This window comes from Mycolicibacterium gilvum (assembly GCF_900454025.1).
Classification (GTDB): Bacteria; Actinomycetota; Actinomycetes; order Mycobacteriales; family Mycobacteriaceae; genus Mycobacterium; species Mycobacterium gilvum.
Map to the genome: position 1 here is coordinate 2,610,494 of NZ_UGQM01000001.1, position 24,922 is coordinate 2,635,415.

Consider the following 24,922-nt stretch of genomic DNA (forward strand, 5'->3'; position numbering starts at 1 on the left):
CGGTGTGATGCCGAGTTGTGTTGTTGGGTAGTGGTTTTCGTGTGGTGGCGTAGAGGTGCTGTCCCGTGTCGCCGGGTGGGGCGGGCTTTCCTGGGGCCTGTGGGTCCTTCATCGTTGATGGGTCCGATGGGGTGGGGTGTTATCCGAAGGCGGTGCGGACGCGGTGCCAGGCGGCGGCGATCGCCGCCGCCCAGCGCCAGGTGGCATCGATGCGTAGCCGCAGTTGGCGGGCGCCGCGGGTGATACGGGCGGCCACGTGCAGGACCCGGTAGCGGAACGTGGTGATCTCGACGCGGGCCAGAGCGCGATCGCTGGCGAACCCGATGAGGCGGGTCCAGGTGACCAGGTCAGCGGCGGCCAGGACGATTTCGAGCCAGGCAGCATTGGCCCAGAAGGAGTGGCAGGGCAGGTTACGCAGCCCGGTGGCTTTGAGTTCGCGGATACGGTCCTCGACGCGGGCGTGCTGGCGGTGCCGTAGTTCCAGACCGGCGACCTGACCGGGTACGACACCCGGTGGTGTGTCGGTGATGAACGCGGTGACCCGCATGCCGTCGGCGTCGGTGAACCGCAACTGCGCGCCGGGGTGGGGGCGTTCTTTACGCAGGATCAGCCGGGTCCCTTCGGGCCAGGAGGCCAGGTTGACCAGGTCGGTGGCTTCAGCGACCCACGCGCCGTCGCGGATCCCGCCGTCGGTGTCGATCGCTGGATACCAGCAATCGCCGAGGTTGAGGGTGTCCACGGCGTCCTGGACGCGGGTATCGACGGGGTACCCGAAGGAGAACCCGGCCCCGGCGGCCCGGCACGCTGCGGCGAATTTGTGGGTGGATCCGGCGGTATCGCAGCGCACCAACACCTTCGGGGCCTCGGGGTTGTCGGGATCGTCGGGGTTGGGCCGCCACGCCGCTGGCAGCGATGCCAAAGCCTGGTGCAGGACGATGATGTGGTCGGAGGCGGTGTTGGAGCCGGCGTTACCGTTGCGCAGCAACCCGGCCAGGGCTTCGCCGCCGGCGATGTCGGGGCGGTCCAGAAACGCCAGCAGCGGGTGCAGCCCGAACGTTTTCTTCCAGGTCGGCGCAGCCCCGGCCTTGTTGTCGGAGTGATCGATCACCAGCGTGGCATCGATGTCGATATGCAGCCAGCCGCCGGTGGTGGGGGCGGCTCCGACAGCCCAGGCCGCTGCCCGCGCCGCGGCTCGGGCTGCGCGCACCCCGGGTAGATGCGCGGCATCGATCCGCTCATCGATCAGCCGCCACATGGTGGTCGTTGAGGCCTTGGCCCCCAGGACGTGCTCCCGGTCACCGCACAGCTGACCGACCGCGTCGATGCAGTCCGCGCCGTCGGCGACCGCGGCCGCCAGATCAGCGAACACCTCCCCAGGCGCATACACCCACGGGCCGCGGTAGGTGTCGGCCAACGCGGCCGTGACCTGCGCCGATAAGCCGGTCCGGTCGGCAAGCTCACGCAGCATGCCCATCCCGGCATGCGACACAACGCCATGGCCGTCGGCGGAAACTTTCACCGGCGATGCCGCCGCGATATTCTTCACCTGCGAAGTGCCTTCCCGTCAGGGTTTTTGAACCGTAGAGAAGTCCAATTATTCCTTGCAGGACAGGCACTTTCGCTTATCTACACACCCCCACAGTCAACATTCCACGAAAAATCCGGGCTAGAACTTGACCGCGCCGCCGCTGATGCCCTGCACCAGCTTGCGCTGGATGAAGAAGCTCGCGATGACGACGGGGACGACGGCGATCAGGATCGCCGCGCTCATCGAGCCGATCTGCACCCCGCGGAACGTGTTGAAACCGGCGATGGCCACCGGCAGGATGGCCGCCTTGCCCGGCGCCAGGATCAACCCGTAGAACAGGTCGTTCCACGAGAGGGTGAACCCGAAGATCGCGGCCGCGCCGATGCCGGGCAGCACCTGGGGCAGCACGACGAGGCGGAACGCGGCGAACCGGGTCAGCCCGTCGACCTGGGCCTGCTCCTCCAGGGAGCGCGGAACGGCTTCGAAGAAGCCGATCAGGAACCAGGTCACCACGGGCAGAACGAAACTCAGGTGCGCGAAGATCACCGGCACCAGCGTGTCGGTCAGGCGCAGCGCGTAGGCCATCGTCAGGAACGGGAACACCAGCACGGCCGGCGGAAGCACCTGCGCGGCGAGCATCCCGAAGCGCGTCAGCGTGCCGCCGGCACGGTAGCGCGCGATCGCGTAGGCGCCCATGCTGCCCACCACGACGCTGATGCCGACCGTCACCAGCGCGACCAGAGCACTGCGGCCCGCTGCGCCGAGAATCCCGGACTCCAGCACGTTTCGCCAGCCCGAGAAGTCCGGGGTGAAGGTGAGCAGGAACGGATCATTGAGCTGCTCCGGCGTTTTCACACTGGCCAGCGCGATCCACACGATCGGGAACAGCACCGAGATGGCGGCCGCCCACAGCAGTGCCACGCGCAGCACGGTGACCACAGAGGGACGGTTCATCGAATCCCCGCCTCCCTGGCCCTGTCCATCCGGCGGAACGCGAACACGATGGCCGCCAGCACCACGATCAGCACGACGAACGCCATCGACGACGCCGATCCGAGCCGGAAGAACTGGATGCCGGTCTGATAGATGAAGTACTGCAACGTCTCTGTCTCGGTGCCGGGCCCGCCACGCGTGGTGGCGAACACGTACTCGAAGACCTTCATCGCGTCCAGGGACCTCAGCAGGATCGCGACCACCAGCACCGGGGCCAGCAGCGGCAGTGTGACCCGCCGCAGCACATACAGTCCGCGCGCGCCGTCGACGCGGGCGGCGTCCAGAGGTTCCTTCGGAATGGACTCCAGCCCGGCGAGGAGCAGCAGCACCATGAACGGCGTCCACTGCCACACGTCGATGAACGCGAGGGTGTAGAGCGCGCGGCCGGGCCCGAAGAAGTCGTAGTCGATGCCGATGGCGTGCAGCATCGCCGGGATCGCGCCGAGCTGGTCGTTGAGCAGGAAGCGGAACGTCAGCCCGACGGCGATGGGCGTGATGAACATCGGTGCCAGCAGCATCGACCGGGTGAGATCGCGTGCCCAGCGCTGCTTCTGCAGCGCGAGGGCGATCGCCAGGCCGATGACCAATTCCAGGCCGACGGCGACGAGCACATACAGCGCGGTGGTGCCGAACGCGTTCCAGAACCCGCTGTCGCCGAACGTCGCGACGAAGTTGTCGGCGCCGACGATGTCCGGGGCTCCCTGGTCGGTGAGCTTGTAGTCGGTGACGCTGAGATACGCCGCATATCCCAAGGGGAAACCGACCACCCCGACGAAGAGGGCGACGAGGGGGGCGACCATGCCGTGTTGGAATTTCACGGTGGTCTCGCTCCTTTCGTGGGGTGGTCGGTTTCCGTCTTTGGGGTGGGCTGAACTGCTAGCCCTGGATCTTCTCGGCTTCGGCCTGTGCGGTGGCAAGGGCGTCGTCGACGCTCTTCTCACCGGCGACCGCTTCGTTGAGCGCGGTGCCGACGGCCTGGATCATCTCCTCGCCGCTGGGGCCCTGGGTCAGTGGCGCCGCATCGGCGAGCAGCTGCTCGACGGTCCGGTAGTACTCCTCGCCGAACTGGCCCTGCAGCACAGCGGGATTCTGCAGCGTGCTCTTGCGGATCGCCGCGCCGCCCTTCTCGGTGCGCACGACATCGTTGGGCTTGGCGGTGATCCACGAGACGAACGCCCATGCCGCGTCGGGAGTCGCGGAGTTGGCCGGGATCGCCCAGCTCCAGGAGCCCAGCACCTGCTTGCCGCCGGGGATGGTGGCGAGCTTGATCTTGCCGGCGGCAGGTCCGGAGCCCGGCTCGTTGAGGGCGGGCAGCTGCCAGTTGTAGTTGATCATCGACGCGGACTGGTTCGCCGACACCGAGCGCTGCGCCTCGTCCATGCCCCAGCTGAGGCTGTTGGCGGGTGCGGCGGTGTTGTAGGTGTCGATGTAGGCCTCGAGCGCCCGCTTGGCCTCAGGGGTGTTCAGCGTGATCTTGCCGTCGGCGTCGTAGATCGACCCGCCCGCGGCGAAGAGCCAGTTGCCCCACTCCTCGAAGATCTTGTAGCCGCGCTGCGGCTGCATCGCGATGCCGGCGCGGTCACCGCTCTTGAGCGCCTTGCTGGTGCTGACGAGTTCGTCGAGCGTGGTCGGCACCTGCTGGTTGGCGGCGGCGAGATCGTCGGCGTTGTACAGGTATCCGAGCGCGTAGTTGTAGAACGGAACGCCGTAGCGGGTGCCGTCGACGGTGGTGATGTCGGTGAGCGGCGTGAAGAAGTCGCCGGCGTCGTAGTCGGGGGTGCTGTCGATGCGGGCATCGAGTGGCTGCAGGAACTTCGCGTTGGCGAAGTCGACCATCCAGGGGTTGTCGACGACGATCAGGTCGTAGGCCGGCGACGAGGACTGGAACGAGGACACCAGTTTGTCGCGCATCTGGTCGAACGTGAGCGACTCGATGTTGATCTCGACGCCCGGGTATTCGGCGTTGAAGTCGGCCACCATCGACTTGACGATGTCGGTGTCGGGCACGTTCTCCATCAGGATCCGCACGGTGCCCGAGGTGTCGGCGGAGACCTCGCCGCTTCCGGTGCTCTCGGCCTGCTCGGGTCCGCCGCTGCCGGCGCACGCGGAGAGCACCAGCGCAAGGACGGCCAACAGAGCGAGCACGGCGGAGCGGGCAGTCTTCCCGCCCCGCCGGGCAGTGGGAATTTGGGCGAATCTCATGACAGTGCTGTTCCTTTCATCGGGTGGTGCGGGCGATCTTGTGGGAGACGGGCGTCATGACCGCACCGAGCTCCCGCCATGTCTGGTACGCGTCGTCGTAGGCGTGCCGCCTGGCAGGATCAGGGCGGTAGGGCGCATCGAGGGTGATGAACCGGTCGGCGTCCGCCCAGTCGTCGAGCGCCCCGACGCCGATCGCGGCGATCACCGCCGCGCCGAGAGAGGCGCCGGGGTGACCGATGACCGGATTCATCTCGCACCCGAGCACATCGGCGTGGATCTGCTTCCACAGCGTGGATCTGGAGCCGCCGTTGGTGATCATCACCCGGGTGAACGGGATGCCGATCTCGCCGAAGACGTCGACATGGTGGCGGAAACCGAAGGCGATCGCCTCGAGGACCGAGCGGTACATGTCGGCACGTGTGTGGCCGAGGTGCATGCCGGCGAACACGCCACGCAGGTCGGGGTCGTGCACAGGGCTCTTCTCGCCGAGAAAGTAGGGGAGGCACAGGATCTCGCCCGGTGCGCGCTGTGCGGCCTCGTCGTCGAGCTCGGTCAGTTCGGCGCCGCCGATCAGCGTCTGGAACCAGCGGATCAGGCTGCCGCTGGTGGCCATGCAGCCGTTGGGCAGCCAGCGCCCGGGCACGGGGTGGGCGTCGAGGTAGAGCCGCTCGTCGACGATCTCGGTGTCACTGGCGACCAGGATGTCGCCCGCCCCACCGAGTTTGACGAGCGCGTCCCCGGCCCCGTTCACGCCGGCGGCGTAGGCGGACAGCACGTGGTCGGCGCCCCCGACCACCAGTGGGGTGCCCGCGCGCAACCCGGTCGCGTCCGCGGCCGCGGCGCTCAGTTCGCCCACCCGGGTGCCGGGACGCCGGAGGGGAGCCAGCGTCGCGGGGTCGAGTCCCGCGGCGCCCAGTACGGCGTCGGCGGTGTCGCCAACGATGCTGAACAGGCCGGATTCCAGCGCCCAGTTCTGCTCGACGTGGACGTCGGCGCCCAGCGCCGAGAGAACCCAGTCGTAGGAGCCGACCCAGTGCGCGGTGCGCGCATAGACCTCGGGCTCGTGCTCCCGCAGCCACACGGTGGTCGGAGCCACCGACTGCTGAGTCAACGCCGATCCGGTCAGCGTCACCAGATCCACGTCGGCCAGTGCCCCGGCCAGGTCGTCGACCTCGCGGTGGGCACGGGCGTCGTTCTGAAGTATGGCTCGCCGCAACGGTTTTCCCGCGTCATCGATCGGTACGACGGCCGGGACCATGCCCGAGGTGGCGAGCGCGCCGATCTCGTCCGGCGCGACGCCGCTGTGTGCCAGCACTTCCCGAACCGAGTCGATCACGTTGGCGTGCCACTGGGTGGTGTCGGCCTCGGCGAAGCCGGGCGCGGGGGAGTGCAGCGCGGTTTCGCGGGATGCGGTCGCCACGATGCCCGAGGTCGTGTCCAGCAGCACCGTCTTGGTTCCGGTGGTGCCGATGTCGACTCCGATGGTGTACCGGCTCACCGGGACCCCACCGCCGAAATGTCCTGCACCGAATCCTGTTGATCGGCAACGCAGATCACCTCGACCCCGGCGTCGCGCGCGGCGACGAGCGCGGGGTGGTCGGGCGGGCCGTCGCTGACGATGATCTGGACCTCGGCAAGCGCGGAGATGCTGACGAAGGTGACACGGCCGAGCTTGCTCTTGTCTGCGGCGACGATGACCCGGTCCGCCCGGCGGGTTGCGGCGCGCTTCACCCGGCTCTCGGCCTGGTGGTAGTCGGAGATCCCGCGTTCGCCGTCGATGCCGGCGACACCCATGACGTAGGTGTCGCAGTTGTAGTTGGCCAGTGTGTCCTCGGCGCCCGGGCCGATGAGGCTGAGTTCACTGGCACGCAGTTCGCCTCCGGTCAGCACGACCGAGGTGTCGGGCTCGTCGACGAGTGCCAGCGCCGCAAGGACGCTCGGTGTGACGACGGTGAGGCCGAGGTCGCGGCCCTTGAGCGAGTTCGCGACGGCCAGGGCGGTGCTCCCGGAGTCCAGGATGAGGGTTTCCTTGCGTCCGATCAGGTCCGCGACGACCTCGGCGATGTGCGCCTTCTCCTGCGCGGCGTCGGCGACCCGGGTGGCGAACGCCGGCTCGTTGTCCTTGCCCTGCAACGCAATCGCACCGCCGACCACACGGCGCAGAACGCCGAGGGCCTCGAGTGCCTCGACGTCGCGGCGGATGGTCATCTCGGATACGTCGAACTCTGCGGCCAGGTCGGCGAAGTTGACCTCGCGGGCGGATCGAACGCGCTGTTCGATCCGTTCCCTGCGGGTTTTCACGTCCACGGTCACCAAGGCTTCTGTGCAAAATTAACAGTGGTTTACCACGCGCTAGCTGCACTTTGCGGCACCGGCGAGGCGAGTGGTGTGAATATATAACAGGAAAGTGTGTGTTGCCCACATTTGTCTGGCGACTGTTCATTTCTGGTGCTCAGCACGGTTAACTTGCCCCGGTGCTGCACTTACGCGTGGTCGTTCCCGAAGACATGCGCGACGACGTCCTCGACGTGCTGCGCAGTCAGGTCGGCGTCGCCCACGTGCTGCTCCATCCGGGCGCTGCCGTCGACCCCGCCGGCGACGTGATCGCGGCCGACCTCGCTCGCGAATGCGCGAACGACGTCATCAAGAACCTCAAGGACCTCGACGCCCAGCATCGCGGTGCGATTACCCTGACCGTCCTGGACACCGTGCTGTCGACCAGAGCCCACAGGGCCGAGGAGGAGGCCGTCGGAGATCCCGCGGACGCCGTCGTGTGGGACGAACTCATCGGCCGCACACGGGAAGAGGCGACGCTGTCGGTCACCTTCGTGCTCTTCCTGACGTTGGCGTGTCTGCTCACCGCGATCGGCGTCGTCACCGACTCGACGGTGACCGTGGTCGGCGCCATGGTGCTCGGTCCGGAGTTCGGTCCGCTCGCCGCACTGTCGGTCGCGCTCGTGCAGCGCCGCATGGCCCTGGCCCGCCGTGCCGCCGTCGCCCTGGTCGTCGGCTTCCCGATCGCGATGGCGATCACCGCGATCGCCACCTGGGCCGCCGAGTCCCTCGGCTGGATCACCCTCGACAGCGTTGCGCACGTCGAGGAGGTCGACTTCATCTTCCGGGTCGGTCCGGTGTCGTTCATGGTCGCGCTGCTCGCCGGCGCGGCGGGCATGCTGTCGCTGGTGTCGGCGAGATCGGCCGGGCTCGTCGGGGTCTTCATCTCCGTCTACACCGTGACCGCAGCGGGATTCGCGGTGGTCGCCGCGACGGTCGGCGCCTGGGACGTCGCGGCGAAGTCGGCACTGCAGCTGGTGGTCAACCTCGTCGGCATCGTTCTGGCCGGGGTCCTGGTGCTGGTGCTGCGTCCGCGCGGTCGTCTGGTGGCGCGCACGGCCCGCAAGTAGCGGACGCGCACGCGAGGGACGCAACCTGCATCGCATCCGGTGTTGTGATGGGATTGGCCGCTATGGGTATCAAGGTAGCTCTGGAGCATCGCACCAGCTACACATTCGACCGCCTCGTCGAGGTTCATCCTCACGTCGTGCGGCTGCGCCCGGCCCCGCACTCGCGCACACCCATCGAGGCCTACTCCTTACAGGTCGAGCCCGCCGATCACTTCGTCAACTGGCAGCAGGACGCCTTCGGTAACTTCCTCGCGCGGCTGGTGTTCCCGACCCGCGCCCGCAGCCTGACCATCACCGTCGGCCTGATCGCCGACCTGAAGGTCGTCAACCCGTTCGACTTCTTCATCGAGGACTACGCCGAACGCGTCGGCTTCGCGTATCCGAAGGCGCTGGCCGAGGATCTCAAGCCCTATCTGCGTCCCGTCGACGAGGACGGGGAGGGCACCGGCCCCGGCGACCTCGCCGCCGCGTGGGTGTCGAACTTCTCCGTGGCCACGGGCACCAGGACGATCGACTTCCTCGTCGCGCTGAACCGCGCCGTCAACGCCGACGTCGGCTATTCGGTGCGGATGGAGCCCGGGGTGCAGACCCCGGACGTCACGCTGCGCACCGGGATCGGCTCCTGCCGCGACTCGGCGTGGTTGCTGGTGTCCATTCTGCGTCAGCTCGGCCTGGCGGCGCGCTTCGTGTCGGGGTACCTGGTCCAGCTGACCTCGGACGTCGAGGCGCTCGACGGCCCGTCGGGCCCGGCCGCGGACTTCACGGATCTGCACGCGTGGACCGAGGTCTACATCCCCGGAGCCGGCTGGATCGGGCTGGACCCCACCTCCGGTCTGTTCGCCGGGGAGGGCCACATCCCGCTGTCGGCCACCCCGCATCCCGAGTCCGCCGCTCCGATCACCGGTGCCACCGAACCCTGTGAGACCGTCCTGGAGTTCAGCAACGTCGTGACCCGGGTGCACGAGGACCCGCGGGTGACGCTGCCCTACACGGACGCCAGTTGGGCCGCGATCAACGCGCTCGGCCGCCGGGTGGACGAACGGCTCCGCGAGGCCGACGTGCGCCTGACCATGGGCGGGGAGCCGACGTTCGTCTCGATCGACAACCAGGTGGATCCGGAGTGGACCACCGCCGCCGACGGACCGCACAAGCGGGAGCGGGCATCGGCGCTGACCGCGCGACTGAAGAAGGTGTGGGCGCCGCAGGGCCTGGTGCAGCGCAGCCAGGGCAAGTGGTATCCCGGAGAACCGTTGCCGCGCTGGCAGATCGGGCTCTACTGGCGCGCCGACGGGGAACCGCTCTGGAGCGATGACCGGCTGCTTGCCGATCCGTGGCCCGAGACGCCCGGCGTTCGAGGAATCGCCCCCGATGCCCACCGCGCGCTGCTGGCCGCGATCGCCGACGGCCTCGGGCTGCCGGCAGACCGGGTCCGCCCCGCCTACGAGGACCCGCTGACCCGGCTCATCGCAGCCGTGCGCCGACCCGAGGGGCCTCCGGTCGCCGCCGACGACGACCTGGCCGCAGACGACGCCGCGGGCCGGGCCGCACTGATGCAGCGGCTCGACGAATCGGTCGGCGAACCAACGGCGTTCGTCCTGCCTCTGCACCGCCGCGACGACGACGCCGGCTGGGCCAGCGCGGACTGGACGTTGCGGCGCGGTCGCATCGTGCTGCTCGACGGCGACTCACCGGCGGGCCTGCGGCTGCCGCTGAACTCGATCAGCTGGAAGCCCCCCAAGCCGACGTTCGAGGCCGACCCGATCCACCGTCGCCCGGCGCTGGGACGTGGCGCCGCCCTCGCGCGCTCGGCCACCGCGACACCGGAGGAGACGTCGGACGACGACGAGTGGGTTCCGACGACGGCGCTGGTCGGTGAGATCCGCGACGGCCTGCTGTATGTGTTCCTGCCGCCCGTCGACGAGCTGGAGCACTTCATCGACCTGATCGCGCGCATCGAGAGCGCCGCGGCCTCGATCGACTGCCCCGTCGTGATCGAGGGCTACGGCCCGCCGCCGGATCCGCGCCTCACCACGATGTCGATCACGCCCGACCCGGGCGTCATCGAGGTCAACGTCGCGCCCACCGAGAGTTTCGTCGAGCAGCGCGCCCAGCTGGAGACGCTCTACCGGGAAGCCCGGCTGGCCCGGCTCTCGACCGAGGCGTTCGATGTCGACGGCACCCACGGCGGCACCGGGGGCGGAAACCACATCACCCTCGGCGGCGTCACCCCGGCCGACTCGCCACTGCTGCGCCGGCCCGACCTGCTGGTGTCGATGCTCACCTACTGGCAGCGGCACCCGGCGCTGTCCTATCTGTTCGCCGGGCGTTTCATCGGCACCACCTCCCAGTCGCCGCGGGTGGACGAGGGGCGTCCGGACGCCCTCTACGAACTCGAGATCGCCTTCGCTGAGATCGCGCGGTTGTCGAAGGCCGAGGGGGGCGCCGCTCCGGAGCATGGTCGCTCCGCAAGCTCCGCAAGCTCCGCTCCGGAACATGGTCGCTCCGCAAGCTCCGCTCCGCCCTGGCTCGTCGACCGGGCCCTTCGTCATCTGCTCACCGACATCACCGGCAACACCCACCGTGCCGAGTTCTGCATCGACAAGCTCTACAGTCCCGACAGCGCGCGGGGCCGACTCGGGCTGCTGGAGCTGCGCGGGTTCGAGATGCCGCCGCATCCCCAGATGGCGATGGTGCAGTCGCTGTTGGTGCGCTCGCTGGTCGCCTGGTTCTGGGACGAGCCGCTGCGTGCCCCGCTGATCCGCCACGGAGCCAACCTGCACGGCCGATACCTGTTGCCGCACTTCCTGATTCACGACATCGCCGAGGTCGCGGCCGACCTGCGCGCGCACGGTGTCGAGTTCGACACCAGCTGGCTCGACCCGTTCACCGAGTTCCGCTTCCCGAGAATCGGCACCGCCGTGCTCGGCGGGGTGGAGATCGAGTTGCGCGGCGCGATCGAGCCGTGGAACGTGCTGGGTGAGGAATCGACGGCCGGCGGCACCGCCCGCTACGTGGATTCGTCGGTCGAACGGCTCCAGGTGCGTCTCATCGGAGCCGACCGGTCGCGCTACCTCGTCACCGTCAACGGTCATCCGGTCCCGATGCTCGCCACCGACAACCCCGATGTCCAGGTCGGCGGTGTGCGCTACCGCGCCTGGCAACCGCCGAGCGCGTTGCATCCGACGATCACGGTGGACGGTCCGCTGCGGTTCGAGCTGATCGACGCCGCGACGGGGGTGTCACGCGGGGGATGCACCTATCACGTCTCCCATCCGGGCGGACGTTCCTACGACAGCCCGCCGGTCAACGCGGTGGAGGCCGAGTCGCGCCGGGCGCGCCGTTTCGAGGCCACCGGGTTCACCCCCGGTGCGGTCGACCTCGCGGCGCTGCGGGAGAAGCTTGCCCGCCAATCCACCGATGTGGGCGCGCCGGGGATCTTGGATCTGCGGCGAGTGCGTACCGTTCTGCAGTAATGGCCGTCCCCGCAACACCTCCGACACCCCGACTGGGTGCCGGACGGACCGACGTCGACAATCCGCTGGAGCCCTACGGCTCCATGCGGGCGCAGCCGTCGCTGTTCGACGTGGCGTCGGCGTTCGGTGGCCTGGCCGGCTACGACGAGTTCGTCGACACGGCAGGCGATGTGAGGCCCGCCTGGCAGGAACTGGCCGACTGCGTCCGTGACCGCGGCCGCGGCGGACTCGACCGGCTGCGGGCCGTGGTCCGTGATCTGGTCGACAACGACGGCATCACCTACGTCCAGACCGACCGCGAGGGAGAGCCCGTCGCCGGGCCGTGGCGACTCGATGCGCTGCCACTGGTCATCTCGGCGTCGGACTGGGATCACCTCGAGGCCGGTCTGGTCCAACGCTCGCGGTTGCTCGACGCCGTGCTCACTGACGTCTACGGCGAACGCCGGGTCGTCACCGGCGGTGTGCTGCCACCGGAGCTGCTGTTCTCCCATCCCGGCTACCTGCGGGCGGCCAACGGCATCGAGATCCCCGGCCGCCATCAGCTCTTCCTGCACGGCTGTGACATCAGCCGCAACGGCACGGGTGACTTCGTCGTCAACGCCGACTACACGCAGGCGCCGTCGGGGGCGGGTTACGCGCTCGCCGACCGGAGGGTCGTCGCGCACGCGATCCCCGACCTCTACGAGCAGATCGGGCCGCGTCAGAGCTCGCCCTGGGCCCAGGCGCTGCGGCTGGCGCTCGTCGATGCCGCGCCCGACGCGGTCGACGAGCCGATGGTCGTCGTGCTCAGCCCCGGCATCCACTCCGAGACCGCGTTCGACCAGGCCTATCTGGCCAGCGTGCTGGGTCTTCCGCTGGTGGAGAGCGCCGACCTGGTGGTGCGCGACGGCATGTTGTGGATGCGGTCCATGGGCACCCTGAAACGGGTCGACGTGGTGCTGCGCAGGGTGGACGCCGACTACGCCGATCCGCTCGACCTGCGGCCGGCCTCCCGGCTGGGTGTGGTGGGCCTGGTGGAGGTGCTGCGCCGTGGAGCGGTCACGGTGGTCAACTCGCTGGGCAGCGGCGTGCTGGAAAGCCCTGGGCTGCTTCGCTTTCTGCCCGAGATGGCCGAACATCTCCTCGGTGAGACACCGCTGCTGCCGACCCCGCACCTGTACTGGGGTGGTATCGATATCGAGCGCTCCCACCTGGTGAGCAACCTGGGGTCACTGGTGATCAGGCCGGTGACCGGGGGTGAGCCGATCGTCGGCGCCACGCTGTCGGCGGCTCGCCGCGAGGAACTGGCGGCCAGGATCACCGCCACCCCGTGGCAGTGGGTCGGTCAGGAACCTCCCGAGTTCTCCTCGGCCCCATCGGATTTCCTGCCCGGCGGGCTGTCCTCGTCCAGTGTCGGGATGCGGTTGTTCACCGTGTCCCAGCGCAGCGGTTACGCGCCGATGATCGGTGGACTCGGTTATCTCCTGGCTCCTGGGGCGGATGCGTACCGACTCAAAAGTGTTGCTGCCAAGGATGTCTGGGTCCGCACCGCGACCAGGGTGACCGCCGAGGCGGTTCCGCTGCCGGCGCTGGCCACCTCGAGTCCGACCCAGGAGGTCAGCTCACCGCGTGTGCTGTCGGACCTCTTCTGGATCGGCCGCTACGCCGAGCGCGCCGAGCACACGGCCCGGCTCCTCACCGTCACCCGGGAGCGCTACCACGAGTACCGGTACCGGCGCACGATGGACGGCAGTGAGTGCGTCCCGGTCCTGCTCACCGCACTCGGCGAGATCACCGGCACCGACACCGGAGCCGCCGGCGACTACGCCGAGATGGTCGCGACCGCGCCGACGACCCTGTGGTCGCTGACGGCCGACCGTCACCGCCCCGGCTCCCTGGCCCAGTCGGTCGAGCGGCTCGGCCTGGCCGCCCGTGCCGTGCGTGACCAGATGTCCAACGACACCTGGATGGTGCTGTCCGCGCTGGACCGGGCGCTGCTCAACGCGCCTGACACACCGCCGGATTCACAGGCCGAGGGGGACGCGTTCCTCGCCTCGACCAACACCCTGGCCCTGGCCGGGATGATGGCGCTGTCGGGTGTGGCGGCCGAATCCATGGTCCACGACGTCGGCTGGACCATGATGGACATCGGCAAGCGGATCGAACGCGGACTGGCGCTCACCGCCCTGCTGCGAGCCACGCTGACCACGGTGCGCACCCCCGGCGCCGAGCAGACGGTCACCGAGTCGGCCCTCGTCGCCTGCGAGTCCCTGGTGATCTACCGCCGACGAAATCCCGGCAAGATCAGCGTCGCGGGCGTCGCCGATCTGATGCTCTTCGATGCCGACAACCCGCGCTCGCTGGCCTATCAACTCGAGCGGCTGAGAACCCATCTGCGATCCCTTCCGGAGTCGACGGGATCCTCGCGCCCCGAGCGGATGGTCGACGAGATCGCCGCCCGGCTGCGCCGGATGGAGCCGGGTGAACTGGAGGAGGTTGCCGCCGACGGCACCCGGGACGGACTGAGGGCTCTGCTCACCGCGATCCACCGCGACCTGCGCGAGCTCTCCGCTGTCATCACCACGGTCCACCTGTCGCTGCCCGGGGACATGCAGCCGCTGTGGGGGCCCGACGAACGGCGGGTGGTGCCGTGACCGCCTTCCCCGACGGTCCCGTCGCAACCGGCGGCAGCCGCTGCTACGAGGTGACGCACCGCACCGAGTACCGGTACTCCGACGTCGTCACGAGCTCGTACGGCCGCGGCTTCCTCACGCCGCGCGACTCGGCGCGTCAGCGATGCCTGTTCCACGAACTCGCCATCGAGCCCGACGCCGCCGACAGCTCCACCAGCCGCGACGTCTACGGCAACATCAGCTCCTATTTCCACGTCACCGCACGGCACCGGCGGCTGGTCATCACGAGCCGGTCGGTCGTCGAGGTCGACCCGCCGCCGCCGGATCTGTACCAGGGGCCCTCGGCGCGCGCACCGTGGGAGATCGCGCGGCCGGTGGGCGCCGACGGCGCGCTGGCCAAGGAGTTCACGCTCGATCTGCAGCCACCCGAGATCACCGAGGAGCTGCGGGCCTACGCCGCACCGAGTTTCGTCGCCGGCCGGCCTCTGATCGAGGTGCTGCGCGACCTGAACGAGAGGATCTACACCGACTTCACCTACCGGTCCGGCTCGACGACGGTATCGACACAGGTCGCAGAGGTTTTGGCGGCGCGCGAGGGGGTATGTCAGGACTTCGCGCGGCTGGCGATCGCCTGCCTGCGTGCCAACGGTCTGGCCGCCAGCTACGTGTCTGGATACCTGGCGACGGACCCTCCGCCCGGGAAGGAACGCATGGTGGGAGTTGACGCGACGCACGCATGGGCGTCGGTGTGGACACCGCAGAATCTGTGGCTGGGCCTCGATCCGACCAACAACCAGATGGTCGACGAACGTTACGTGACGGTGGGTTTCGGGCGCGACTACGCCGACGTGCCGCCCCTGCGCGGCATCATCTACACGGATTCGGAGAGCAGCGTCATCGATGTGTCGGTCGACGTCGCGCCATACCTTGGGGGAGTACTGAATGCGTGACTTCACGTGCCCGAACTGCGGCCAGCGGCTGTCGTTCGAGAACTCGGTGTGTCTGAACTGCAAGAGTGCGCTGGGGTTCTCACTCGACGACATGGCGCTGCTGGTCATCGCGCCGACAGAGGAGAGCGAACACGCCGGTGCGGTCGACGAGCGGGAGTACCAGCTGTGCGCGAATCTGCATCTCGCCGAATGCAATTGGCTCGTCGAGAAGGGGCCGATCGCCAAGCTGTGCGTGTCGTGCGCACTGACCCGGACCCGTCCGAACGACGCCGACGTGGTCGCTCTGGCCGCGTTCGCGACCGCGGAGAGCGCCAAGCGCCGCCTGATCGCCGAACTGTGCGAGCTCAAGCTCCCGATCGTCGGCCGCGATCTCGACCCGCAATTCGGTCTGGCGTTCGATCTGCTCTCGAGTCAGTTCGAGAAGGTGTTCACCGGCCATGAAAACGGTGTCATCACACTGGATCTCGCCGAGGGCGACGACGTGCACCGCGAACAGCTGCGGATCTCGATGGACGAGCCCTACCGCACCCTGCTCGGGCATTTCCGTCACGAGATCGGCCACTACTACCAGTACCGGCTGATCGGAACGTCGCAGGACTATCTGGACCGTTACCACGAGTTGTTCGGTGACCCGGAGGCCGACTACCAGGCTGCGCTCGACCGCCACTACAGCGAGGGTGCGCCCGCCGGCTGGGAGCAGGACTACGTGTCGTCCTATGCGACCATGCACCCCGCCGAGGACTGGGCCGAGACGTTCGCGCACTACCTGCACATCCGTGACACCTTGGACACCGCCGCGGCATTCGGGTTCGCCCCGGCCACCGCGACCTACGACCGACGCGTCCTCGGCCCCAGCGGTTTCGACACCCTCATCGATCTGTGGCTGCCGCTGTCGTGGGCGCTGAATCAGGTCAACCGGTCGATGGGCAAGGAGGACGTGTACCCGTTCGTCCTTCCGCCCCCGGTGCTGGAGAAGATGCGGTTCATCCACACGGTGATCGACGAGATCACCTCGAGCCCGGCGAAACTGGCCGAGGTCGGTGCGCCCGCGGAGGACCAGAGCCAGCAGTTGGACTGACGCCGACAATCCGCCGAAATTGCATTCCAGCAGGAAAAGTTCGAGTGGACTCCTGCACGGACGCAGTCTCGGCGGGACAACGGGACAAGTTAGTGGGCAACACACGGGTGACGGTCGGCCGCTCGCGGGGCGGTTCTCCCTAGGATCGCCAGGTGGCTGATCGCTATGGCACCGACATCCTGGCCGACAACCCGCACCGGGCGCGCAAGCCCCGTTCCGTCGAGACACCCATCGAGATCGGGATGGTCGTCGAGGACGCCCAGACCGGGTTCGTCGGCGCCATCGTGCGCGTCGAGTACGGCCGGATGGAACTCGAAGACCGCAACGGCCGTCGTAAACCGTTCCCGGTCGGGCCGGGCTATCTGATCGACGGCAAGCCCGTCATCCTTACCGCACCGAAGAAGGCGGGACCGGCGGCGCCGACGCGCACCGCGTCCGGGTCCGTCGCGGTCCAGGGTGCCCGCGCGAAAGTCGCACTGGCCAGCCGCATCTACGTCGAGGGGCGCCACGACGCCGAACTCGTCGAGCAGGTGTGGGGGGAGGACCTGCGCATCGAGGGCGTGGTCGTCGAGTACCTCGGCGGGGTCGACGACCTCGCCGCGATCGTCGCCGACTTCCGGCCCGGTCCGGGCCGACGGCTCGGCGTGCTGGTCGACCATCTCGTCGCAGGGTCGAAGGAGGCGCGCATCGCCGAAGCGGTGAGGCGCGGACCCGGTGGCGAACACACGCTCGTCGTCGGACACCCGTTCATCGACATCTGGGAGGCGGTCAAACCCGCCCGTCTCGGCATGAAGGCCTGGCCGGTGATACCGAAGGGGCAGGACTGGAAGCACGGCGTGTGCGCCGCGCTGGGCTGGCGGCACCGCGACCAGGCCGACATCGCGGCGGCCTGGCAGAAGATCAGGGGTCGGGTACGGGACTGGACCGACCTGGAACCCGAGCTGATCGGCCGGGTCGAGGAGCTGATCGACTTCGTCACCGCGCCCGTGTAAGCAGGGAGCGTGTCCGACAGCCTGTTCGACGTGCCCGGGGAGCCCGCGCCGCCCGCCGCGGGGCCCGTCGGCGCGTCGGTTCCGCTGGCGGTGCGCATGCGTCCGGCGAACCTCGACGAGGTCGTCGGCCAGGACCACCTGCTCAAGCCCAACTCGCCACTGCGCCGCCTCATCGAGGGTTCCGGCGCGGCGTCGGTGATCCTGTACGGCCCGCCCGGCACCGGCAAGACCACGCTCGCCTCGATGATCTCCCAGGCCACCGGACGCCGGTTCGAGGCGCTGTCCGCGCTGGCGGCGGGGGTCAAGGAAGTGCGCGCCGTCATCGATGTGGCCCGCCAGGCCGCGGTGCGCGGCGAGCAGACCGTGCTGTTCATCGACGAGGTGCACCGGTTCTCCAAGACCCAGCAGGACGCGCTGCTGGCCGCGGTCGAGAACCGGGTGGTGCTGCTGGTCGCGGCCACCACCGAGAACCCGTCGTTCTCCGTCGTCGCACCGCTGCTGAGCCGATCGCTGATCCTGCAACTGCAACCGTTGACCCCGGCCGACGTCACGACGGTGATCCGCCGCGCGATCACCGACGAGCGCGGCCTGGGTGGCAGGGTGACCGTCAGCGACGACGCCATCGAGCAACTGGTGCTGTTGTCCGCCGGCGATGCCAGGCGCGCCCTGACCGCGTTGGAGGTCGCCACAGAAACAGTCTCCGAGTCGGGCGAGACGGTGACCGTCGAGGTGATCGAGCAGTCGCTGGACAAGGCGGCGCTGCGGTATGACCGCGACGGCGATCAGCACTACGACGTCGTCAGCGCGTTCATCAAGTCGGTGCGCGGGTCCGACGTCGACGCCGCCCTGCACTATCTGGCCCGGATGCTGGTCGCGGGGGAGGACCCGCGGTTCGTCGCCCGCAGGCTGATGATCCTCGCCAGCGAGGACATCGGGATGGCCGACCCCACCGCGCTGCAGATCGCGGTCGCGGCCGCGCAGACGGTCCAGCTGATCGGGATGCCGGAGGCGCAGCTGACGCTCGCGCAGGCGACCGTGCACCTGGCGACGGCACCCAAGTCCAACGCGGTCACCACCGCACTCGGGGCGGCGATGGCCGACATCCGGGCGGGCAAGGCGGGCCAGGTGCCGGCACACCTGCGCGACGGGCATTACTCGGGGGCGCAGAAGCTGGGCAACGCGGTGGGCTACAAGTACGCCCACGACCATCCCGGCGGCGTTGCGTCACAACAGTATCCGCCCGACGAGCTGGTCGGTACCGACTACTACCGGCCGACCAACCACGGTGTCGAGCGTGAGATCTCGGCGCGTGTGGAGAAGCTGCGCGCGATCATCCGCCGTTCGCGCTGAGTGGCCGAAGTCCACCTTTTGCAGAAGAAGTGCGAGTGAACCGCAGCAAAAAGCGGATTTCGAGAGACCCCGAGGACATCCTGAGCGCGCCCCAGACAAGGATGATCCCGGCTGGTCGGGGGCCCAGCCGGGATCACCAGGGTGTTGTGTCGTGTCAGCGAAGCGTGCCCGTGCGCCCCCGGCCCGCGACACCTGCCCGACGACCCATCAGCGCGGCGACCAGTGCCACACCGATGGCCGCGACGACGACCTGGACGAGCAGCTCCAGCCAGTCGATGCCGCTGGTGGCCGTCGGGATGCCGATCGCGCGCGCCAGCGCCGTGCCGAGGAACGCCGAGACGATGCCGACCAGGATCGTCACGAGCATGCCGATCGACTGCTTACCCGGTAGGACGAGCCGGCCGAGAACGCCGACGACGATGCCGATGAGAATTGCGCTGATGATGCCGGTAATGGTCATTTCTTCCTCCAAGAGAAGTGCGGCTGCCGCAGAAATACCCTGGGCCCCCGGGCAATAAACGCTGACGTCAAACCCGATGCCGAGTCGATACCCTCGACGATGTGCAGACCGAGACGCTCGACATCGACACCTCCCGGCGCAGGTTCGTCGACCTGACGTCGGCCGTGCGGGATTTCTGTGCGGAACGCGGCCCTGACGCCGGCGGACTGTGCAACGTGTTCGTGCCGCACGCGACGGCGGGGATCGCGGTGATCGAGACGGGTTCGGGTTCCGACCACGACCTGATCGATGCGATCGAGCGACTCCTGCCCCGCGACGACCGATACCGCCATGCACACGGATCACCGGGGCACGGCGCCGACCATGTGATGCCGGGGTTGGTGTCTCCGTCGGTGACGATTCCGGTGGCCGGGGGCGAGCCGCTGCTGGGAACCTGGCAGAGCGTCGTGCTCATCGATCTGAACAGGGACAATCGCCGCCGATCGGTGCGGCTGAGCTTCGTGTCGGGCTGACCCCGTCGTCCGTGGGAGTGCCCGCCACCCAGACCGGTACTGTAGTGCGGTCGAGTATTCGCAGGGTGAACCGAAGGACGTCAGGACGTGCAGACACACGAGATCAGGAAGCGGTTCCTTGATCATTTCGTGAAGGCGGGCCATACCGAGGTGCCCAGCGCTTCGGTGATCCTCGACGATCCGAACCTGTTGTTCGTCAACGCCGGCATGGTGCAGTTCGTCCCCTACTTCCTCGGGCAGCGCACCCCACCGTGGGATCGGGCCACCAGCGTTCAGAAGTGCATCCGCACCCCCGACATCGACGAGGTCGGGATCACCACCCGGCACAACACCTTCTTCCAGATGGCCGGCAACTTCAGCTTCGGCGACTACTTCAAGAAGGGCGCCATCGAGCTGGCGTGGTCGCTGCTGACCAACCCGGTCTCCGAAGGCGGGTACGGCTTCGACCCCGAAAGGCTCTGGGCCACCGTCTATCTGGACGACGACGAGGCCATCGAGCTGTGGCAGGAGGTCGCCGGGCTGCCGGCCGAACGCATCCAGCGGCGCGGAATGGCCGACAACTACTGGTCCATGGGCATTCCCGGTCCGTGCGGGCCGTGCTCGGAGATCTACTACGACCGCGGACCCGACTACGGCATCGACGGCGGACCCGAGGCCAACGAGGACCGCTACATCGAGATCTGGAATCTCGTGTTCATGCAGAACGAGCGCGGTGAGGGCACCTCGAAGGACGACTTCGAGATCCTCGGGCCGCTGCCGCGCAAGAACATCGACACCGGGATGGGCGTCGAGCGCATCGCCTGCCTGCTCCAGGGCGTCGACAACGTCTACGAGACCGACCTGGTGCGCCCGGTCATCGACCTCGTCGCCGGAATCGCCCCGCGCGGTTACGGACAGGGCAACCACACTGACGACGTCCGCTACCGCATCATCGGCGACCACAGCCGCACCGCGGCGATCATCATCGGCGACGGGGTCACCCCCGGCAACGAGGGCCGCGGCTATGTCCTGCGGCGGCTCCTGCGCCGCATCATCCGGGCGGCCAAGCTGCTCGGTGTCGAGCAGCCGATCATGGGTGAGCTGATGGCGACGGTGCGCGACGAGATGGGTCCGTCGTATCCGGAGCTGGTGACGGACTTCGAGCGGATCAACCGCATCGCGATTGCCGAGGAGACGGCGTTCAACCGCACCCTCACGGCCGGCTCCCGGCTCTTCGAGGACGCCGCGGAGACCACCCGCAAGGCCGGGTCCACGGTGCTCTCCGGCGACGACGCGTTCACGCTGCACGACACCTTCGGGTTCCCGATCGACCTGACGCTGGAGATGGCCGCCGAAGCGGGGCTCAGCGTCGACGAGGAAGGCTTCCGCGGCCTGATGGCCGAACAGCGCCGTCGTGCGAAGGCCGACGCGGCGGCCCGCAAGCAGGCGCACACCGACCTGTCGGCCTACCGCGAGCTCGTCGACGCCGGCCCCACCGAGTTCACCGGCTTCGATGAATTGACCACCGAGGCAAGGATTCTCGGGATCTTCGTCGACGGCAGACGCGTTCCGGTGGTGTCGCATGTGCAGGGCGGAGACGCTCCCGGACGGGTCGAGCTGATCCTGAACCGCTCCCCGTTCTACGCCGAGTCCGGCGGGCAGATCGCCGACGAGGGCACCGTCACCGGCACCGGGGCGTCGCAGACCGCGAAGGCCGCCGTCACCGACGTGCAGAAGATCGCGAAAACGCTGTGGGCGCACCGCATCACGGTCGAGTCCGGTGAGTTCGTCGAGGGCGACACCATCGTCGCAGCCGTCGACCCCCGGTGGCGCCACGGTGCCACCCAGGGGCATTCGGGCACCCACATGGTGCACGCGGCGCTGCGACAGGTCCTGGGCCCCAACGCCGTTCAGGCCGGATCGCTGAACCGGCCCGGCTATCTGCGGTTCGACTTCAACTGGCAGGGTGCGCTGTCCGACGATCAGCGCTCCCAGATAGAAGAAGTGACCAACGAGGCCGTCGAGGCCGACTACGAGGTGCACAACTTCACCACCGAACTGGAGAAGGCCAAGTCGATGGGCGCGATGGCGCTCTTCGGCGAGAACTACCCCGACGAGGTCAGGGTGGTCGAGATCGGCGGGCCGTTCTCCATCGAGCTGTGCGGTGGCACCCACGTGCGAAGCTCGGCCCAGATCGGACCCGTCACGATCCTCGGCGAGTCCTCGGTGGGCTCCGGTGTGCGGCGGGTCGAGGCCTACGTCGGACTCGACTCGTTCCGTCACCTCGCCAAGGAACGCGCCCTGATGGCGGGGCTGGCGTCGTCGCTGAAGGTGCCCTCCGACGAGGTCCCCGCCCGGGTCGAGAACCTCGTGGAGCGGCTGCGGGCCGCCGAGAAGGAACTCGATCGGCTGCGGCTGGTCAACGCCCGAGCGGCGGCGGCCAACGCGGCCGCGGGCGCGGAGCAGATCGGCGGGATCAGGCTCGTCGCGCAGCGGATGGCGGGCGGGATCTCGGCCGGCGATCTGAGGTCTCTCGTCGGCGACATCCGCGGCAAGCTCGGCAGCGATCCGGCAGTGGTCGCGTTGATCTCCGAGGCGGACGACGACACGGTGCCGTTCGTCGTGGCGGTCAACCAGGCGGCGCAGGATCGTGGCCTGCGCGCCAACGATCTGGTGAAGGTGCTCGGGGCCGCGGTCAACGGCCGCGGCGGGGGTAAGGCGGACCTGGCGCAGGGGTCCGGCAAGGGGGCGGCAGGTATCGACGCCGCATTGGCAGCGATACGTGCGGAGATGGGCCGGAGTTAACCCCGTGCCCGACACCGACTGGACCAGCCGCGTCCCCGACCGTCCCGGTGATCCGAACGCGGCCCCGGACCCGGGGCGCGGCCGCCGGCTCGGGATCGACGTCGGCTCGGTGCGCATCGGTGTCGCGGTCAGCGATCCCGACGCGGTGTTGGCCACGCCGGTGGAGACGGTGACACGGGACCGCAGGTCCGGCAGGCATCTGCGTCGGCTGACGACGTTGGTGGGGGAGTTCGAGGCGGTCGAGGTGGTGATCGGGTTGCCGCGCACACTGGGCAACCGGGCGGGATCCTCGGCGCAGGACGCCACCGAGGTGGCCGGCCAGCTGGCGGCGCGGATCGCGCCGGTGCCGGTGCGGCTCGCCGACGAGCGGTTCACCACGGTGACGGCGCAGCGGGAATTGCGGGAGGCGGGAGTACGGGCCCGTGGCCAGAAGTCGATGATCGACCAGGCCGCGGCGGTGGGGATCCTTCAGAACTGGCTGGACCAGCGGCGAGCAGCGTTGCCCGCACACGGAGAGGTCTTGGATGACTGACGAATGGCAGAGTGGCCGCGCCGAGCCGCTGGCGGTGGGACCGCCGAGGCAACGGATGACGCGCCGCGAGCGCGCACGGGCCGAGCGCCAGCGGCGACGCCGCCGGGCCGGTCTGGTGATCACGCTGTCGATGCTCGTGGTGGTGGTGGTCGTCGCCGTCTTCCTGGGCTCGAAGATGTGGCACTCGCTGTTCGGCGGCACCACCGGCGACTACGCCGGTGACGGCGTCAACGACGTGGTGATCCAGGTGCACGACGGCGACTCGACCACCGCGATCGGGCAGACGCTGCAGGACAACAACGTCGTCGCCAACGTCAAGACCTTCGTCGACGCGGCCGACGGAAACTCGGCGATCTCGGCGATCCAGCCCGGTTTCTACAAGGTGCGCACCGAGATCCCGGCGTCCAGCGCGGTGCAACGCCTCGCGGATCCGGCCAACCGGGTGGGCAAGCTGACCATCCCCGAGGGCCGCCAGCTCGACGACGTCAGGGACGTCAAGACCAACGCCGTGACCGCAGGCATCCTGACCCTGATCGCGAACGCGTCGTGCGTCGACCTCGACGGCGACCGGCGATGCGTGTCGGCCGACGACCTCAAGCAGATCGCCGGGGCAGCTGCGCCCGCCGACCTCGGCGTCCCGCAATGGGCGACCGACGCCGTCGACCGGATGGGCGCCGACCATCGCAGGCTCGAAGGCCTGATCGCGCCAGGGACCTGGAACATCGACCCGTCGGCGCAACCGCAGGACATCCTGTTCACGCTCATCTCCACCAGCGCGAGCCAGTATGAGCAGAGCGGCCTGCTCACGGCCGCCGAGTCGGTCGACCTGTCGCCCTACGAGATCCTGACCGTCGCGTCGCTGGTGCAGCGCGAGGCCACGCCGGAGGACTTCTCGAAGGTGGCCCGCGTCATCTACAACCGGCTCGACGAGCGCCGCACGCTGGAATTCGACTCCACGGTGAACTATCCACTGGATCGTGTCGAGGTCGCGACGACCGACGCCGACCGCGGCCAGGCCACACCGTGGAACACCTACGTGCGACCGGGGCTGCCCGCCACGCCGATCTGCTCGCCGGGCAACCCGGCACTGGTCGCCGCGGAGAACCCCGAGCCGGGCGACTGGCTGTACTTCGTGACGATCGACCTGCAGGGCACCACCCTGTTCACCCGCGAATACGAGCAGCACCTGGCCAACATCCAGCTCGCGTTGCGCAACGGTGTCCTCGACTCCGGCCGCTGATCGGCCCCGGCGGGCCGCGGTCCTGGGCTCGCCGATCGCGCATTCACGCTCCCCGCAGCTGCATCTGGCGGCCTACGCGGCGCTGGGGCTGAGCAGCTGGCGGTACGACCGCATCGAGTGCGGCGAGGACGAGCTGCCCGGCTTCGTCGCCGGTCTCGGAGACGAATGGGTGGGGCTCTCGGTGACCATGCCCGGCAAGTTCGCGGCGCTGCGCTGCGCCGACGAGGCCACCGAGCGGGCCCGGCTGGTGGGTTCGGCGAACACCCTGGTGCACACGGCGACCGGCTGGCGCGCCGACAACACCGACATCGACGGGGTGGCGGGCGCGCTCGCCGACGCCGGAGTGTCCGGATCCGCGGTCGTCGTGGGGTCGGGCGGGACGGCGCCGGCGGTGGTCGCCGGCCTGGTCCAGCTCGGCGCGCGCCACGTCACGGTCGTCGCCCGCAACGCGGAGAAGGCCCAGGGAATGGTGGCGCTGGGGCGGCGGTGCGGTGCCACCACCGAGTGGGTCGATCTGACCGGCGACGACGTGACCGGCGCCGTCGCTGCCGCGGACGTCGTGGTCAACACGGTCCCCGCCGACGCGGTCGCACCCTATGCGCCGCGGCTGGCCGGAACGCCGGTGCTGCTGGACGCGATCTACGATCCGTGGCCCACACCGCTGGCCGCGGCCGTGACCGCCGCCGGCGGACGCGTCATCAGCGGCCTGGAGATGCTGCTGAACCAGGCCTTCGCCCAGGTCGAACAGTTCACCGGGATGCCCGCGCCGCAGAAAGCGATGCGGGGGGCCCTGGGTCTGGCTTAGCCTCTGT

At 68.9% G+C, this 24,922-nt stretch carries 19 protein-coding genes; 12 read left to right on the forward strand and 7 right to left on the reverse strand.

The window, feature by feature from the left end; genetic code table 11:
• Positions 1–139: 139 nt before the first annotated feature.
• The 6 genes from DYE23_RS12475 to DYE23_RS12500 form a co-directional block, all read right to left on the reverse strand.
• Entirely contained in the window at positions 140–1,546 is a 1,407-nt protein-coding gene (locus DYE23_RS12475; protein WP_016341434.1) for an IS1380 family transposase, read from the reverse strand.
• Between the two features lie 120 nt (positions 1,547–1,666).
• Complete coding sequence (locus DYE23_RS12480) at positions 1,667–2,482, reverse strand: carbohydrate ABC transporter permease (protein ID WP_011894629.1); 816 nt, start codon at positions 2,480–2,482, stop codon at positions 1,667–1,669.
• Positions 2,479–3,339, reverse strand: coding sequence for a carbohydrate ABC transporter permease (locus DYE23_RS12485; RefSeq protein ID WP_011894628.1), 861 nt, complete (start codon positions 3,337–3,339; stop codon positions 2,479–2,481). Before DYE23_RS12485 ends, DYE23_RS12480 begins: the two co-directional genes overlap by 4 nt.
• 58 nt (positions 3,340–3,397) lie before the next feature.
• Positions 3,398–4,723 carry an ABC transporter substrate-binding protein gene (locus tag DYE23_RS12490; RefSeq protein ID WP_011894627.1) on the reverse strand — a complete coding sequence of 442 codons (1,326 nt, stop codon included), beginning with the start codon at positions 4,721–4,723 and terminating at the stop codon, positions 3,398–3,400.
• 16 nt (positions 4,724–4,739) lie between these two features.
• Entirely contained in the window at positions 4,740–6,221 is a 1,482-nt protein-coding gene (locus DYE23_RS12495; protein WP_011894626.1) for an FGGY-family carbohydrate kinase, read from the reverse strand.
• Entirely contained in the window at positions 6,218–7,039 is an 822-nt protein-coding gene (locus DYE23_RS12500; protein WP_276051521.1) for a DeoR/GlpR family DNA-binding transcription regulator, read from the reverse strand. The genes DYE23_RS12495 and DYE23_RS12500 overlap by 4 nt, the downstream gene beginning before the upstream one ends.
• Positions 7,040–7,197: 158 nt before the next feature.
• Here DYE23_RS12500 and DYE23_RS12505 point away from each other — a divergent pair, with 158 nt between their 5' ends.
• The 7 genes from DYE23_RS12505 (at position 7,198) to DYE23_RS12535 (ending at position 18,582) form a co-directional block, all read left to right on the forward strand.
• Positions 7,198–8,127: a DUF389 domain-containing protein gene (locus tag DYE23_RS12505; RefSeq protein ID WP_011894624.1), complete on the forward strand. Its 930-nt coding sequence runs from the start codon at positions 7,198–7,200 to the stop codon at positions 8,125–8,127.
• 62 nt (positions 8,128–8,189) lie between these two features.
• Positions 8,190–11,600 carry a transglutaminase family protein gene (locus DYE23_RS12510; protein ID WP_115327320.1) on the forward strand — a complete coding sequence of 1,137 codons (3,411 nt, stop codon included), beginning with the start codon at positions 8,190–8,192 and terminating at the stop codon, positions 11,598–11,600.
• Entirely contained in the window at positions 11,600–14,233 is a 2,634-nt protein-coding gene (locus tag DYE23_RS12515) for a circularly permuted type 2 ATP-grasp protein (RefSeq protein WP_011894622.1), read from the forward strand. Before DYE23_RS12510 ends, DYE23_RS12515 begins: the two co-directional genes overlap by 1 nt.
• Complete coding sequence (locus tag DYE23_RS12520; protein ID WP_011894621.1) at positions 14,230–15,162, forward strand: transglutaminase family protein; 933 nt, start codon at positions 14,230–14,232, stop codon at positions 15,160–15,162. Before DYE23_RS12515 ends, DYE23_RS12520 begins: the two co-directional genes overlap by 4 nt.
• Complete coding sequence (locus DYE23_RS12525; protein ID WP_011894620.1) at positions 15,155–16,240, forward strand: zinc-binding metallopeptidase family protein; 1,086 nt, start codon at positions 15,155–15,157, stop codon at positions 16,238–16,240. The genes DYE23_RS12520 and DYE23_RS12525 overlap by 8 nt, the downstream gene beginning before the upstream one ends.
• Before the next feature lie 152 nt (positions 16,241–16,392).
• Positions 16,393–17,232, forward strand: coding sequence for a DUF3097 domain-containing protein (locus tag DYE23_RS12530; RefSeq protein ID WP_011894619.1), 840 nt, complete (start codon positions 16,393–16,395; stop codon positions 17,230–17,232).
• A 9-nt stretch (positions 17,233–17,241) separates the two neighbouring features.
• Complete coding sequence (locus tag DYE23_RS12535; protein WP_011894618.1) at positions 17,242–18,582, forward strand: replication-associated recombination protein A; 1,341 nt, start codon at positions 17,242–17,244, stop codon at positions 18,580–18,582.
• Between the two features lie 154 nt (positions 18,583–18,736).
• Here DYE23_RS12535 and DYE23_RS12540 read toward each other — a convergent pair whose 3' ends face one another.
• Positions 18,737–19,042, reverse strand: coding sequence for a GlsB/YeaQ/YmgE family stress response membrane protein (locus DYE23_RS12540; RefSeq protein WP_011894617.1), 306 nt, complete (start codon positions 19,040–19,042; stop codon positions 18,737–18,739).
• Positions 19,043–19,143: 101 nt separating this feature from the next.
• Here DYE23_RS12540 and DYE23_RS12545 point away from each other — a divergent pair, with 101 nt between their 5' ends.
• The 5 genes from DYE23_RS12545 to DYE23_RS12565 all read left to right on the forward strand — a co-directional run bounded on the left by DYE23_RS12545 (position 19,144) and on the right by DYE23_RS12565 (position 24,915).
• Positions 19,144–19,554: a secondary thiamine-phosphate synthase enzyme YjbQ gene (locus DYE23_RS12545; protein WP_011894616.1), complete on the forward strand. Its 411-nt coding sequence runs from the start codon at positions 19,144–19,146 to the stop codon at positions 19,552–19,554.
• Positions 19,555–19,641: 87 nt separating this feature from the next.
• A complete protein-coding gene (gene alaS / locus DYE23_RS12550) occupies positions 19,642–22,338 on the forward strand; it encodes an alanine--tRNA ligase (RefSeq protein WP_011894615.1) in 2,697 nt (898 codons plus the stop codon).
• Positions 22,339–22,342: 4 nt separating this feature from the next.
• Entirely contained in the window at positions 22,343–22,870 is a 528-nt protein-coding gene (gene ruvX / locus DYE23_RS12555) for a Holliday junction resolvase RuvX (RefSeq protein WP_115327321.1), read from the forward strand.
• On the forward strand, positions 22,863–24,110 hold the full coding sequence (locus DYE23_RS12560) for an endolytic transglycosylase MltG (RefSeq protein ID WP_013471873.1): 1,248 nt from the start codon (positions 22,863–22,865) through the stop codon (positions 24,108–24,110). The genes ruvX and DYE23_RS12560 overlap by 8 nt, the downstream gene beginning before the upstream one ends.
• Positions 24,088–24,915 carry a shikimate dehydrogenase gene (locus tag DYE23_RS12565; protein WP_115327322.1) on the forward strand — a complete coding sequence of 276 codons (828 nt, stop codon included), beginning with the start codon at positions 24,088–24,090 and terminating at the stop codon, positions 24,913–24,915. The genes DYE23_RS12560 and DYE23_RS12565 overlap by 23 nt, the downstream gene beginning before the upstream one ends.
• Positions 24,916–24,922 lie beyond the last annotated feature (7 nt).